15 protein-coding genes and 1 pseudogene are annotated in these 14,309 nt (G+C 63.5%); 10 read left to right on the top strand and 6 right to left on the bottom strand.

Going from position 1 to position 14,309, the window contains the following annotated elements:
* Window positions 1–27: 27 nt before the first annotated feature.
* The 7 genes from DFR52_RS24570 to sufA all read left to right on the top strand — a co-directional run bounded on the left by DFR52_RS24570 (window position 28) and on the right by sufA (window position 4,795).
* Window positions 28–195, top strand: coding sequence for a hypothetical protein (locus DFR52_RS24570; RefSeq protein ID WP_170132213.1), 168 nt, complete (start codon window positions 28–30; stop codon window positions 193–195).
* Between the two features lies 1 nt (window position 196).
* Window positions 197–631 (top strand): DoxX family protein, encoded by a 435-nt coding sequence (locus DFR52_RS05000; RefSeq protein WP_110030758.1) that lies wholly within the window; start codon window positions 197–199, stop codon window positions 629–631.
* Window positions 624–1,379 (top strand): Fe-S cluster assembly ATPase SufC, encoded by a 756-nt coding sequence (gene sufC / locus DFR52_RS04995; RefSeq protein WP_110030757.1) that lies wholly within the window; start codon window positions 624–626, stop codon window positions 1,377–1,379. The genes DFR52_RS05000 and sufC overlap by 8 nt, the downstream gene beginning before the upstream one ends.
* Window positions 1,380–1,419: 40 nt before the next feature.
* The gene (sufD, locus tag DFR52_RS04990; protein WP_110031141.1) at window positions 1,420–2,691 is read left to right on the top strand and encodes a Fe-S cluster assembly protein SufD; all 1,272 of its coding nucleotides are present in this window, start codon (window positions 1,420–1,422) and stop codon (window positions 2,689–2,691) included.
* Entirely contained in the window at window positions 2,684–3,928 is a 1,245-nt protein-coding gene (locus tag DFR52_RS04985) for a cysteine desulfurase (RefSeq protein WP_110030756.1), read from the top strand. Before sufD ends, DFR52_RS04985 begins: the two co-directional genes overlap by 8 nt.
* Window positions 3,929–3,939: 11 nt before the next feature.
* Window positions 3,940–4,320 carry an SUF system Fe-S cluster assembly protein gene (locus DFR52_RS04980; protein ID WP_110030755.1) on the top strand — a complete coding sequence of 127 codons (381 nt, stop codon included), beginning with the start codon at window positions 3,940–3,942 and terminating at the stop codon, window positions 4,318–4,320.
* Window positions 4,321–4,402: 82 nt separating this feature from the next.
* On the top strand, window positions 4,403–4,795 hold the full coding sequence (gene sufA / locus DFR52_RS04975; protein WP_110031140.1) for a Fe-S cluster assembly scaffold SufA: 393 nt from the start codon (window positions 4,403–4,405) through the stop codon (window positions 4,793–4,795).
* Window positions 4,796–4,850: 55 nt separating this feature from the next.
* Here the strand turns inward: sufA and DFR52_RS04970 are convergent, their stop codons facing one another.
* From DFR52_RS04970 to DFR52_RS04955, 4 genes and pseudogenes are all read right to left on the bottom strand, one after another.
* On the bottom strand, window positions 4,851–5,189 hold the full coding sequence (locus DFR52_RS04970) for a hypothetical protein (protein ID WP_110030754.1): 339 nt from the start codon (window positions 5,187–5,189) through the stop codon (window positions 4,851–4,853).
* A pseudogene (locus DFR52_RS04965) lies at window positions 5,186–5,587 on the bottom strand (glycosyltransferase family 25 protein); the annotation flags it as partial. The pseudogene DFR52_RS04965 and the gene DFR52_RS04970, both read right to left, overlap by 4 nt.
* Before the next feature lie 234 nt (window positions 5,588–5,821).
* On the bottom strand, window positions 5,822–6,730 hold the full coding sequence (locus tag DFR52_RS04960; RefSeq protein WP_210205763.1) for a glycosyltransferase family 25 protein: 909 nt from the start codon (window positions 6,728–6,730) through the stop codon (window positions 5,822–5,824).
* Between the two features lie 131 nt (window positions 6,731–6,861).
* Window positions 6,862–9,426: a GcvT family protein gene (locus DFR52_RS04955; protein ID WP_110030751.1), complete on the bottom strand. Its 2,565-nt coding sequence runs from the start codon at window positions 9,424–9,426 to the stop codon at window positions 6,862–6,864.
* A 189-nt stretch (window positions 9,427–9,615) separates the two neighbouring features.
* Between DFR52_RS04955 and DFR52_RS04950 the strand changes: the two genes are divergently transcribed.
* The 3 genes from DFR52_RS04950 to DFR52_RS04940 all read left to right on the top strand — a co-directional run bounded on the left by DFR52_RS04950 (window position 9,616) and on the right by DFR52_RS04940 (window position 12,034).
* A complete protein-coding gene (locus DFR52_RS04950) occupies window positions 9,616–10,122 on the top strand; it encodes a DUF1993 domain-containing protein (RefSeq protein WP_110031139.1) in 507 nt (168 codons plus the stop codon).
* Window positions 10,123–10,594: 472 nt separating this feature from the next.
* Window positions 10,595–11,602, top strand: coding sequence for a fatty acid desaturase (locus DFR52_RS04945; RefSeq protein WP_110030750.1), 1,008 nt, complete (start codon window positions 10,595–10,597; stop codon window positions 11,600–11,602).
* 222 nt (window positions 11,603–11,824) lie between these two features.
* Window positions 11,825–12,034, top strand: coding sequence for a cold-shock protein (locus DFR52_RS04940; RefSeq protein WP_110030749.1), 210 nt, complete (start codon window positions 11,825–11,827; stop codon window positions 12,032–12,034).
* A gap of 221 nt (window positions 12,035–12,255) precedes the next feature.
* Here DFR52_RS04940 and DFR52_RS04935 read toward each other — a convergent pair whose 3' ends face one another.
* Together DFR52_RS04935 and DFR52_RS04930 are read right to left on the bottom strand one after the other, a co-directional pair.
* Window positions 12,256–13,638 carry a sensor histidine kinase gene (locus DFR52_RS04935; RefSeq protein WP_110030748.1) on the bottom strand — a complete coding sequence of 461 codons (1,383 nt, stop codon included), beginning with the start codon at window positions 13,636–13,638 and terminating at the stop codon, window positions 12,256–12,258.
* Window positions 13,635–14,309, bottom strand: a complete 675-nt coding sequence (locus DFR52_RS04930; protein WP_110030747.1) for a response regulator transcription factor — start codon at window positions 14,307–14,309, stop codon at window positions 13,635–13,637. The genes DFR52_RS04935 and DFR52_RS04930 overlap by 4 nt, the downstream gene beginning before the upstream one ends.

The following is a 14,309-nucleotide window of genomic DNA, read 5'->3' as shown; positions in this document are numbered from 1 at the left end:
GGTCCTGTTGCTTCAGGGAGCTGCAGCATGAGCATCGATGCGACCGCGATCGTCTGGTATGCCGCCATCTGCGGCTCGCTGTCGGCGCTTGCGCCGTCCTTTGGCGGACGAGCCTTGCGGCTCGCGATCGGAGCAGGTGTCGGGATCGTGGCGGCAACGCTGCTGCCGCTGCTCAAGTCGCTGATCGGGTCTTGAGATGACCCGGCCTCCAGCGACCGGTCCCGACGGCAACGGCGCCACCATGGTCGCGACGGCGCGGCTGGCCTTCGGCGGGTTCTTCGTGGGTTCGGCGGTGCTGAAGTTGATGGCCACTGCGACGATGGTGAAGATGCTTGGCTCTGCCGGCTTCGCCCATCCGCTGCCGTGGGTCTGGTTTGCCGCCGCCAGCCAGTTCGCCGGCGGCATGGCGCTGATCGCCAACCGTCTGGTGCGGTGGGCGGCCATTGGCCTGATCGTCTATGTGACGCTGGTCAATGTCATATTGCACGGGTTCTGGAACCTTAGCGGGGACGCCGCATCGATCCAGTTCCAGTTGTTTTCGAAGAATCTCGGCATCATCGCCGGCCTCATGGGCATCGGTGGCGCCGCCGGAACGTGGGGCATGACCCGCAAAGAGGTACATTATGCTTGAAATACGCAATCTTCACGCCAGGATCACCGGCACCGAAACGGAAATCATCCGCGGCCTCAACCTCACGGTCAAGGCGGGCGAAGTTGCCGCCATCATGGGGCCGAACGGCTCCGGCAAGTCGACCCTGAGCTACATTCTGGCCGGCCGCAGCGACTACGAAGTCACCGATGGCGACATTCTCTACAACGGCGAGTCGATCCTTGAGCTGGAGCCTTCCGAACGCGCCGCAAAGGGCATCTTCCTTGCCTTCCAGTACCCGGTGGAAATTCCCGGCGTCGCCACCATGCAGTTTCTCAAGGTGGCCATGAACGAGCAGCGCAAGGCCCGCGGCGAGGACGAACTCAAGACGCCCGAGTTCATCCGGCTGGTCAAGGAAGCCGCCGGCGACCTGAAGATCGACCCGGAGATGCTCAAGCGCCCTCTCAATGTCGGATTCTCCGGCGGCGAGAAGAAGCGCGCCGAGATCCTGCAGATGAAGCTGCTGGCCCCGAAGCTGTGCGTGCTCGACGAAACAGATTCCGGTCTGGACATCGACGCCCTGAAGATCGTCTCGGACGGCGTCAACGCGCTGCGCTCGCCCGATCGCGCCGTCATCGTCATCACCCACTACCAGCGCCTGCTGGAGTACATCGTGCCCGATTCCGTACATGTGCTCTACAAGGGCCAGGTGATCAAGAGCGGCGACAAGGATCTGGCGCTTGAACTCGAGGCCGACGGATACGCACAGATCATCGAGGCGGCTGCCTGAACCGGCACGTGCAGGACCAGGAAAGCCAGGAGAGATGAGCATGGACATGCAGACCAAACCAACCCACACGCTGGCCGAACAGGCCATCATCGACGGTTTCCTCGCCCGGGTGGGCGATTTCCCCGGCGACGCCTCCGTGACCTCGGCGCGTGACCGGCTGGTGTCGGAGTTTCGTGCCGGCGGTCTTCCGACCCGGCGGATGGAGGCCTGGCACTACACCGACCTCAAGGCGCAGATGAAGATCGTGCCGAACATGGACACCGGGCTGGTGGATGCGGCGCGGCCGCTTGTCGGCGCCAGCACGGTTTTGCCGGTGCTGCAAGGATCGGCCAATGCGCCACAGGCTGTGGAGGGCTGCGAGATCTGGCCGTTCATGGACATGCTGGCGTCGGGTGACGCGGCCAAGCTGCTCAGGACACGCGGCGATGATGATGTCATCGGCCGGCTCAATGGCGCCTTTGTCACCGATGGCTTCTGCCTTGAAGTCGCCGATGACACAGTCATCGCCGACATCATCGAACTGCAGGCGGTCCAGAACGGCGGGCAGGCGCACACGCGCTTTCCCGCCAGCTTCGGCCAGAATTCCACCGCGACGGTGATCGAGCGCCATCTCGGCTCCCACGAGCGCAGCGGCTTTTCAAGCTCGATCAGCAGCGTCGACCTGGGCGCGGGGGCCGAGGTCACCTGGATCATCGTGCAGCAGCGCGGCGACAAGGACCAGCATCTGGGCCAGCTCAATGCCAGGCTGGGCGCCAATTCGCGGCTCAACCTGTTCATCGTCAATGCCGGCGGCAAGCTCATCCGCCAGGAGATCCATATAGAGGTTGCCGGCGAGGGATCACATTTCAACCTTCGCACCATCAACCTGCTGGCAGGCGACAGCCACACCGACGTGACGCTGACGCTGGGCCATGACGTGCCCAACACCACCTCGTCGGAGATCGTCCGCAATGTGGTGCTCGACCGGGCCCGCGGCGTGTTCCAGGGGCAGATCAAGGTGGCGCAGGCGGCGCAGAAGACCGACGCGCAGATGGCCTGCAACACGCTGCTTCTGTCCGACGACGGCGAATTCGCCGCCAAGCCGGAACTGGAAATCTTTGCCGACGACGTGGTCTGCGCCCATGGCGCCACCGTCATCGACATCGACCGCACGCAGTTGTTCTACCTGATGGCGCGCGGCATTTCCGAGAGCACGGCGCGTGGCCTTCTCGTTAACGGCTTTGTCGACGAACTGGTCGGGGAACTGGAGAACGAGGAGCTGGTCGGCGTTCTGGAAACGATGATCGAACAATGGCTTGCGGCCCATGCTTGACAATCCGAATCCAATGTCGGGCTATGATGTCGAGGCGGTCCGCAGGGACTTCCCGATCCTGTCGCGGCAGGTGCACGGAAAGCCGCTGGTCTATCTTGACAACGGCGCCTCGGCGCAAAAGCCGCAGGTGGTGATCGACGCCATCACGCACGCCTATTCCAACGAATACGCCAATGTGCATCGTGGCCTGCATTTCCTGTCGAACGCGGCAACCGACGCCTACGAGGCGGCGCGCGAGACCGTGCGCGGCTTCCTCAACGCACCCTCGGTCGACAACATCATCTTCACCAAGTCGACCACCGAAGCCATCAACACCGTAGCCTATGGCCATGCCATGCCCACCATCGGCACGGACGACGAGATCGTCATCACGATCATGGAGCATCATTCCAATATCGTGCCGTGGCATTTCCTGCGCGAGCGCCAGGGCGCCAAGCTGGTCTGGGCGCCGGTGGACGATCAGGGCGTGTTCGATCTCGATGATTTCCGCGCCAAGCTCACCGACCGCACGAAACTGGTGGCGATCACGCACATGTCCAATGTGCTGGGCACGGTTGTCGACGTCAAGGAGGTCTGCCGCATCGCCCACGAGCGCGGCATTCCCGTGCTTGTCGATGGCAGCCAGGCGGCGGTGCACATGGCGGTCGACGTGCAGGACATCGATTGCGACTGGTATGTGATGACCGGCCACAAGCTCTACGGTCCCTCCGGCATCGGCGTTCTTTATGGCAAGACCGAGCGGCTGAAGGCGATGCGCCCGTTCATGGGCGGCGGCGAGATGATCGTCGAGGTGACCGAGGATGCCGTGACCTACAACGATCCGCCGCACCGGTTCGAGGCGGGCACGCCGCCGATCGTGCAGGCGATCGGACTGGGTGCCGCGCTCAGATACATGCAAGGGCTCGGCCGCGATGCCATCGCCGCCCACGAGGCGGACCTGCGCGACTATGCACAGGAGCGGCTGTCCGGGATCAATGCGCTGCGGCTGATCGGCACTGCGCCGGACAAGGGAGCGATTTTCTCCTTCGAGATCGAGGGAATCCATGCCCACGACATCTCGATGTTGATCGACCGCTCCGGGGTCGCTGTGCGCGCCGGAACCCATTGCGCCCAGCCGTTGCTGGCGCGCTTCGGCGCCACATCGACTTGCCGTGCCTCATTCGGCCTCTACAATACGCGGGGCGAGGTGGACGCACTGGCAGGCGCGCTTGACAGGGCGCGCGTATTTTTCAGCTGAAGGAGCATGAGATGAGCGACACGATCAGCACTGACGGCGCGGAAAGCACGGGCACCTTTTCGGCTTCGACGATACCCGCCGATGAACTGGCGCGGATGACCGATGACATCATCGCCGCGCTGAAAACCGTCTACGACCCGGAAATTCCCTCGGACATCTACGAGATCGGCCTGATCTACAAGATCGACATAGAGGATGACCGCATGGTCAGGATCGTGATGACTTTGACGGCGCCCGGTTGCCCCGTGGCCGGCGAGATGCCGGGTTGGGTCGAGAACGCGGTGGGGGCAGTCGAGGGTATTTCCGGCGTCACCGTCGAGATGACCTTCGATCCGCCGTGGAGCCCCGACCGCATGTCGGAAGAGGCCCAGGTTGCACTCGGCTGGTATTGAGCGGCCTTGTTCGCACAAGGCTCGCGCATTACATTGATCATGAAGCTGCGGGCCTTTAACCCGCATGCGGATGGAGAACGACATGGCTTTTGAGATCATGACGATGACGCAGGCTGCGGCCGATCGCGTCAAGGCGGTGCTGGCGTCATCCGACGGACCGGCTGCCGGCATCAGGGTCGGCATCAAGAAAGGCGGCTGCGCGGGGATGGAATACACCATCGACCTGGTGCGCGAGCCCGATGCCCGCGACGACAAGATCGAGCGAGACGGCGCCCGGGTCTATGTGGCGCCGGAAGCGGTGCTGTTCCTGCTTGGCACAGAGATGGGCTTTGAGTCCACGACGCTGCGCTCAGGGTTCACCTTCCACAATCCCAACCAGACCTCGGCCTGCGGCTGCGGGGAGTCGGTCGAGCTCAAGCCCGCCGATCTGGCCAAGCTGGCCGAGGCCGGCAACCCGGTGGTTCGCGCCGGCTGAAACCGGGCGCCGGGACAGGCCCGTCGCGGCCGGCTTTCGGGTCGATCCATTTCAGCTATCCGAATGCGACCGGTCGCCTGGCCATGCCTGCGCGTCGGTCGCCGATCGCTCGCGCCAGCCGACGAAAGGGCCTGGCACTCTCGCGGCAGAGCTTTTCCACCGGGGTGAGGCGGGCAGGCTGGGGAACAGGCGTGTCGAGGATTGAGCCCTGCAGGCAGGGCTCCGAAGGGATATCGCCCAGATTCCGGTCCTGTATGCAGGGCGAGGGCAGGCTGACGAGCCGCAGGATGGAGCGATGCACGTCCAGTGAATGGGCGTCGTTGACAAGGTTGTCGACCTGGCCGCAGAGGGTTTTTGTCTGATCCAGCAGCAACTTCGCCGCCGGCCGGTTCATGCACTAGGCGGCCGCGCCAAGCACCCACCTTGGTGCCGATGCAGGGCGCGTTTGCCGACACGTACATCCGGTCGCCGGCTGATCTCGGTGACGAGCGGGGAAGCCTCGAGGCGGTAGATGACGGGCAGGTCGGGCGCCGGAAGCTGCTGCAGAAATTCCTTGAGGTCCGGGGCGCAATGGATGTCGTCCTCGAAGACGGCACCGAGCGGATCATCGCCGTCCGCAATCATCGACCAGGTTCGGCGGTGGCTGAGAAAGCAGGCGACTTCCGTGGGCGTGAATTGTCCTTCGGGGTCGGCGGATCTCCGGTGGGAACCGGGCGAAGCCGCGTCAGTGGCGGGGACCACCTCCCATTCGATCCCAAGGTTCGAGCCGATGCGCCGCATGCGCGACAGCCGCTTGGAATGGCGCGCGAGATGATCAGGTGCATTTTCATGCCATCACCTTTCCGACCGGCCTGCCGCGGTCCCGGCGCGCTCCGCTCTGGCCAGCTTCGTCAAGTTTCCATGCGAACTGCGAAAAGGGCAAGCACGGCAAAGGTGACGGAGTAGCGGTGGGCAGATGATCCCGGACCGGTCTTGTCAGGCCCGAGGCGAAGGCAATCGGGTGGGTTGCGGGCGGACGTCGTCCGGTCAGCCGAATTTGATTTTTGTCCGAACCATTCCGGCCCGGCGGATCGTGCGCGACTCGCGCAGCCGCTGATAGGGCTTCGCGACCTCGCGGACGATTTTCTGCATCCGTGTCAGCGGCAGCCTGTCGCGGAAATGAGTGGGCACGATCGACGTGACGAGGTAATCCGCGGTCGGCGGCGGCGCAGGCGTGCTTTCGGGCCGCTGCGGTCTGGCGCCGAACTGCCGGCCAAGCATCGAGTAGAACTGGAGGAAGGGACGCCTGATCTCCCGAAGAGCCTTGCGCAGCCCGGTGGCGGGCCTTGCGGCCTCCTGCAGCCAGACAAGCATCTTGTCCTGGATGCAGGGCGAGGGGATTGCGACAAGGCGGTCGATGTCCGTGTCCTCCTCCGCAGCCAGCGAATTGTGCAGGAAGAGGTCGACCGGCAGGCGCACAAGATCGGCGCGGGCCAGCAGTAGCCTGGCCGCCGGGCGATTGAGCACGTAGGCGGCCGAGCCGAGCACCCAGCCCTGATAGTGATGCAGACCGCGTCCCCCGACCGTCATCTCAGGCTCCGGCCTGATCCGGACGACCAGCGGATCGCATTCGAGCCGGTAGATCGTCGGGCGCTCGCGAACGGGGAGGCAGGAGAGCAGGTCGCGCAGAGCCGGGGCGATGTGCAGATCGTCCTCGAAGATCGCCGCCATCGCGTCCTCGCCATCGGCAATGTCCTGCCAAAGCCGGCGGTGGCTGAGAAAGCACGCAACCTCCGACGGATTGAGAATGCCCTCCGGGTCCCATCGAGCCAGATCGGCTTGCGGATCAAGAGCGTCGACTGCGGGAAAAATGCGCCAGTCGATCCCCAGCTCCGCGCCGATCCGCTGCATTCTTGCCCGGCGCTCGTGATGACGCTGGAGGTTGATCAGGTGCATTTTCATCATCATCGCTCGTCCGGCTCGGCTGCAGCATCAGGCTCTTGCAGCTCGGGACGTTTTTGCTTTGAAAATGAACTAATTGCAAGTCTTGGCCAGGCGGCGGGACGGGTCGCCGCCTGGTCTCCAGATCAGCCGCGCATCTTGTCGCCGGAGGGATCGAAGGGTGGCTCAATGGCGATGCGGGCGGCGCGGCGGATGCCGAGGATCTCGATCTCGAAGAGACCGGTCTCGTCCCGCGTCGCCAACTGGCTCGGGATATAGCCCTGCGCCATGGAATGGCCGACGAAATGGGCAAAGCCGCCCGAGGTGATCCAGCCGACAACACGCCAGTCACCGTCGCGCATGGTGCCCTCTGCCGGCTTGGCAATCTCCCTGCCGTCGGCGTCGAAGCGCGGTGCGCCATAGCCGTGCGGCGGCTCGATTGTGCCGTGGTCGGTGTCGCCGACCTTCGCCCAGACAGGCTCGTCGCCCATGACGTCGGCGTCGACGGCATCGACGATGAAGGAGGTGCGCATCAGCTTCGGACCGTCGGCATGTTCCTTCGCCGCCGCCTCGCGGCCGATGAAGTCGTTCTTCGTGAGCTTGATGAAACGCTCCATGCCGCCCTCATAGGGTCCGTAGATCGGCCTAAGCTCGCGGAACCAGGTGGGGAAGTTCTTCTCCAGCCGCATTGACAGCAGCGCCCGCATGCCGAAGTCGACGATGTCGAACTCCGCGCCGGCGTCCTTGATGCCGGCATAGACGCGGCGCTGGTAGGAGGGTTCCATCCAGATTTCGTAGCCGAGGTCTCCGGCGTAGGTGATGCGGTTGACGATGCAGGGTGCGCCGTTGATGTCCATCTCGCGGATGTCCATGAAGCGGTAGGCGGCGTTCGACACATCGTCGTCGGTCAGCTTTTCCAGCACCTTGCGGGCGTTGGGGCCGGTGATCGAGAGGCCTACGAGGTTGAGGCCGATGCGGTGGATCGACACCGAGCCGTCCTTCGGCATGTGCTGCTCGAACCAGCGCATGTGGTAACGCTGGGCGGCGATCGAGCCCCAGATCATGTAGCGGTCGCGCGTGGCCGTCGACAGGTTGCCGATGGTGAAATCGCCGATGATCTTGCCGTTGTCGTTGAGCATCGGGGTGAGCACGATGCGGCCCGGCTTCGGCATCGTGTTCGTCATCAGATGGGTAAGCCAGGCCTGCACTCCGGGGCCGGTTACCTCATACTTGGCGAAGTTGGAGATCTCGGTGACGCCGACGCTTTCGCGCGTCCTGCGGACTTCGTTGCCGATGTGCTCGAAATCGTTGGAGCGATGGAAAGAAGGAATGTCGATCGCCTCGGTGCCCTTCGGTGCGAACCAGAGCGGGGTTTCCAGGCCCCAACTGTCGCCCATGACAGCATTGTTCTCGGTCTTCATGGTGTCATAGAGCGGCGAGGTCTGCTGCGGGCGCGCGTCGGGCAGTTCCTCGTTGGGAAAGCGGATCGAGAAGCGGCGCGAATAGTTCTCGCGAACCTTGGCGTTGGTGTAGCGCAATGTCGCCCATTCACCATAACGGGCCACGTCCATGCCCCAGATGTCGGCGCCGGGATCGCCATGCACCATCCAGTTCGACAGAGCCAGTCCGACGCCGCCGCCCTGGCTGAAGCCGGCCATCACCGCGCAGGCGGTCCAGTAGTTGGTCAGGCCCGGCACGGGACCGACCAGCGGGTTGCCGTCGGGGGCGAAGGTGAAGGGGCCGTTGATAACCTGCTTGATGCCGGCATTCTCCATCGCCGGGAAGTGCTTGAAGCCGATTTCCAGCGATGGAGCGATGCGTTCCAGGTCGGGCGCCAACAACTCGTGTCCGAAATCCCATGGTGTGTTGACCGGCGACCAGGGCTTGCAGGCTTTCTCGTAGGTGCCGAGCAGGATGCCCGAGCGCTCCTGGCGGGTGTAGATCTCGCCCTTGAAGTCGATGACGCCGACCAGCTCCCGGCCTGTCTTGGCGTTGAATTCCAGCACCTCGGGCATTTCTTCGGTGAGCAGATACATATGCTCCATGGCGAGCACCGGCAGTTCGAGTCCGACCATGCGGCCGACTTCCCGCGCCCACAGGCCGCCGGCATTGACGACGTGGTCGGCCTTGACCGTGCCCTGCTCGGTGACGACGTTCCAGGTGCCGTCAACTTCCTGGGTGAGTTCGATGACGCGGTTTCTGAGCACGATCTCGGCGCCGAGCTGGCGTGCCGCCTTGGCATAGGCGTGGGTGGTGCCGGAGGGATCGAGATGGCCTTCCACTGGGTCCCAGAGGGCGCCGACGAAATTGCTCTCGTCCATCAGCGGGAACATCGCCTTGGCCTCGGACGGTGTGATGAGCTCGGTTTCCATGCCGAGATAGCGGCCCTTGGCGTGCACAAGGCGCAGGAAATCCATCCTCTCGGGGGTATCCGCCATCATCACGCCGCCGGTGAGGTGCAACCCGCAGGACTGGCCGGAGATTTCCTCCAACTCCTTATAGAGGCTGACCGTGTAGGCCTGCAGCTTGGCGACGTTGGGATCGCCGTTGAGCGTGTGGAAGCCGCCGGCAGCATGCCAGGACGATCCCGATGTCAGCTCCGAGCGCTCGATCAGCATGACATCGCTCCAGCCGGCTTTGGCCAGATGGTAGAGTACCGAGCACCCGACCACGCCGCCACCGATAACCACTGCCCTGACATGGGATTTCATAGAGTGCTCCTTTGCGCAAATCGCGCGCACATTGCGAAATCGGGTTCAGCCGCACAAGAGGCAAAAACGACATTGCGAAACAAAGAAGTTCGGTTCCTGACACGAACGCCGCTTGCCCCGAAGGGAGAGGCATCCCACATGCAGCCGGCCGCGGGAAGATGGTTCCCGCCGCATCAATCGGGGGATCCCATGACGCTATCCATGTATTCGATGACCGTGCCGTTCTACAGCAGCATGCTGAGCAATCTCGAACACCTGCTGTCCAAGGCGGAAGCCTGGGCGGCGGAGCGAAAGATCGATCCGGCGGTGCTGCTCAACGACCGCCTGGCACCCGACATGCTGCCGCTCAAGCGTCAGGTGCAACTGGTCACCGACCATGCCAAGGGGGCAGTTGCCCGGCTTGGTGGCGTCGAGGTGCCGCCGTTCCCCGACGTTGAGGAAACGTTCGCCGAACTGCATGACAGGATCGCCAGGGTGCGCGACTTCCTGCACAGCGTGCCGGAGGCGAATTTCGCGGGAGCCGAGGACAAGATCATTTCCATGAAGGTCGGCCCGATGGACATGAGCTTTCCCGGCCTGCAATATCTTCAGGGCTTCTCGGTTCCCAACTTCTATTTCCACCTGACCGCCGCCTACGCGATCCTGCGCCACAACGGCGTTCCGGTCGGCAAGGGCGACTTCTTCGGCCGCGGCTGAACTTTTCACGGGGGAGGCCTGAGCGTCACTCAGGGCACGCCGGCCGACTGCACGGGTGCAGCCACCGGCGACATCGACAACCAACGGCGGCGGTGGGCTGTTCCTGCCGCCGCAGGTCGCCGGCCCGATCTCGGCGACAGCGATCTCCCGCTTCCTCCCAGCGGACCCCGAGTGCCATCGGGAAGGGCGCCACCGCGCGGTCGGGCAAGGTCCGAATCGATCTCTCTGCCGGCATGCGCGTCAAGCTTTGCATCGAAGCGATCAAGGAAGGCGATCGGAGCGGCGGCATTTTTTATGAGCAATATGGCTCATCCTTCAAATTTTCTGGAATGAATAGAATGGCTTGTGCGATAAGATGTCGTGAGTATCCGAATTGCCTAACCCATTCGCCTTGCCGCGTGCTATTGCCCAACAGCATTGGTGTGGAGTCAGAGCCTCCAGGCCGGCCAAGACTCTAAACAAGGGGAATACGATGAAGGATGCGACTGCGAAGCTATGGGTGCAACGGCTTGCACCCTATCGCACACCGGACGACAGGCGCGCCAGCTTCGAAGTCGTTCTCACGCTCGGACTGTTCGTGGGGCTGTGGGTGCTGATGTGGTCCCTGATCGGCATCAGTGAGCTTGCCATCCTGGCGCTGTCGATTCCAACCGCCGGGCTCATGGTGCGGTTGTTCATCATCCAGCATGACTGCGGCCACGCAGCGATGTTCTCGACCTCCAGGTGGAATGACAGGGTCGGCCGCGCCCTCGGCGTGCTGACGCTTACACCCTATGACTATTGGCGGCGTTCACATGCGCTGCATCATTCCGCCTCCGGCAATCTCGACCGCCGCGGCATAGGCGACATCGACACGCTTACCGTCGACGAATACCTGGCGCTGAGCCGGTTCGGACGGATGAAATACCGCCTCTATCGCCACCCGCTGGTGATGTTCGGCCTTGGGCCTGCCTATCTGTTCCTGCTGCAGCACAGGCTGCCGCTGAGCGCGCTCAAGGAAGACCGCGCGGCGCTGCGCAATGTGATTGCCACGAATCTCGGCATTCTGGTGGTCTGGGCCGGGCTGGCGCTGTTGATCGGGGTAGGGCCGTTCCTGCTCATTCAACTTCCAGTCACGCTGATCGGAGCTTCGATCGGTGTCTGGCTGTTCTATGTCCAGCATCAGTTCGATCCGACTCACTGGGACCGGACGCCGGACTGGAACCGCGAACATGCGGCCCTGCACGGCAGCTCGTTCTACGATCTGCCGCAGCCGCTGATGTGGCTGACGGGCAATATCGGCATCCACCACGTTCACCATCTATCCAGCCGGATCCCGTTCCATCGGCTGCCGCAGGTCATGCGCGATTTTCCCGAGCTCAAGCAGATCGGCCGTCTGACCCTATGGCAGAGCATCAAATGCGTGCCGCTGGCTCTCTGGGACGAGAAGGCGCGACGGCTGATTTCCTTCCGCCAGCTTCGCGCGCAGCCGGCGATCTGAGGGGATTCTGAATAGTTTTTGACGCTTTTGGTCATGGCCCTTGTGTTGCACCCGGTTCCGGTGTACATAGGGCCATCGATTTTGACCGGACGACTTGGTCGCGGTACCGCCTAAAGGTGTGACTCGCACAATAACTTCACTAGAATTCGATGAATACGGCTGTCGGAGCCAAATCTAGCACCGGCATCCACACACACCTGATGGAAGTAAAAAGGAATACACATGCAGACCGGTACCGTAAAATTCTACAATGACCAGAAGGGCTTCGGCTTCATCGCTCCGGACGACGGCGGCAAGGACGTTTTCGTTCACGCAACCGCTCTCGAGCGCGCTGGCATGCGCGGTCTCGCTGAAGGTCAGAAGGTTTCCTTCGACACAGCTGAAGACCGCCGCACAGGCAAGACTGCAGTCTCGACGATCCAGGCTGCCTGATAAGACCTAACGGTCTTGTTTTCGACGCCAGCCGCACCGGACCAAGGTCCCGTGCGGCTGGCGTTTTCGATTCTGGCACATCATTGCGGTCCGGCCAGGACATCCCATGCGCGCAGGGCCCGGCGTTGCAGAGCTGTGCAAGATCTTCCTCGCGCGGCGCGGTTGCGGCAGCCGCCGAGACGGTCGGGGCCGAGTCACGCCGCCCTGCAGCATATCCTCCATCAGGTATCGGCAGCGACGGCCCGGCTTCCCGCCGGAATTGTCATGCTCGCATTCAATCCGCCCAAGGGGGAGCGGCCGAAATCAAGCTCGCCGCCGCAAACCTCGAGAATGTCGGCGACAATTGCCAGGCCAAGTCCGGCGCCTGACCCGCCTGAATCGAGTCGGCCGCCGCGCTGCCGCGCTGTCGCGAGATGGGCATCGTCCATGCCGTCACCGTCGTCCTGTATGCTGACTGTGGTCCAGCCGCCGCTTTGGCTCGCGGTCACCAGCACCTGCCGGTTTGCATGGCGAAGTGCGTTTTCCACCAGGTTACCGATCAGGTCGTTCAGGTCGTCCGGATCGATCAGCACGGTCGGCTGCCCGTCGATCCGCTGTTCGAGGACGATCGCCGCGCCTTTCGGCGTGCGGCGCAGAGTGCGCAGTATCGCATCCACATGCCGTGACAGCGGCACGGGATCGGCCGCCCGACCGTGGCGGAGTCGGGCGCGTGCCAGTTCACGATCCATGTGCCGGCCCATGCGCAACGCCAGTTCGGCGATGTCATCGGCAATATCGGTCTGGCCGCGCATGCGCAGGCGATCGATATCGGCACCGAGTGCCGTCAGCGGCGTCTTCATGCCGTGAGCGAGATCCGCGGCACGATCCCTCGCGCGAACCATGTCGCGGTCCTGGGCGTCGAGCAGGGCATTGACCTCATCAACCAGCGGCGCGACTTCCTCGGGCACATTGGTCTGATCGATGCGGCGCATCTTTCCCGCGCGAACCGCCGCGACGCCGTCGAGCACGGCACGGACAGGGCGCAGGCCTCGGCTCACCTGGATGATCAGGCCTATGATCAGCAACAGACCCAGAAGCCCGAGCACCGCGCCGAGATCCCAGGCAAAGCCGGTCGACAGGGCGGTGATTTCAGCGCGGTCAATGGCCACCGAGACCCGCAGCCTGTGATCGCCATTGCCGGAAGCCAGCACCACCAGCACTTCATGGACCAGCAGTCGGCCATTGTCGGGGCCGTCAATCGTGTGGCTGTGCACATCACCCGGCGCCAGATGATCGTCCGGCAGGGCAAGCTCGGTGTCCCACAAAGAGCGGGACTTGAGTTGCGCACCGCTGGTCCTGTCGCTCACCTGCCAGTAGAGACCGCCGAAAATCCGCGTGAAGCGGGGGTCCACCGGCTCGCGCGTCAGCGAAAGGCGGCTTTCGGCGTCAAATCTGAGACCGCTCACGATCTGGGAAAGATGGGTTTCGAGTTCCTGGCCGATGCGGCGTTCGAGATGACGGGTGAAGATGGCTTCAAGACTGAACCCGGTGACAATGAGCGCCAGCACCACCACCGCAACGGCCCAGGCGAGCAGCCGGATGCGGATCGACGTGCGGCCGATCATTGCGCGTCGGACGCTGTGTCAGGCACGATGTAGCCGAAGCCGCGGCGGGTTTCGATCAGCGCCACCGGCAGCTTGCGCCTGACGCGGCCGACGAGCACTTCGACGGCGTTGGACTCGCGTTCGAAATGCACAGATTGCAGATGTTCGGAGAGTTCCTGCTGGGAGACCACGCGGCCCTTGTTGAGCATCAGGAAGGACACCAGCCGGTATTCCTGCGGCGACAAATTCACGGGGACACCATCGACAGTCAGGCGCATCTGCTTGGTGTCGAGTTCGGTGCCGTTGACCGTGATGACCGGGGCGGAGTGGCCGCCGCTGCGGCGGATGATGGCGCGGAGCCGGGCTAGCAGTTCCTCCATGCGGAAGGGCTTTGGCAGATAGTCGTCGGCGCCCGCGTCGATGCCCTCCACCCGTTCGCTCCAGGAGCCGCGGGCGGTGAGCACCAGAACCGGCATGTCGCGACCCGCCCCACGCCATCGCTTGAGCACGCTCAATCCGTCCATGTGCGGCAGACCAAGGTCGAGCACCACGGCGCCATAGGTCTCCGTGTCGCCGAGGAACCAGGCTTCCTCGCCATCGGTCTCGCTGTCGACGACATAGCCTGCCGCCTTAAGTGCGCCGGTTACGTCCTTGCGGATGCGGTCATCATCTTCGACAAGCAGGATGCGAAT

The organism is Hoeflea marina, from assembly GCF_003182275.1.
Lineage (GTDB): Bacteria > Pseudomonadota > Alphaproteobacteria > Rhizobiales > Rhizobiaceae > Hoeflea > Hoeflea marina.
This window is presented reverse-complemented; position numbering and strand designations above follow the sequence as displayed.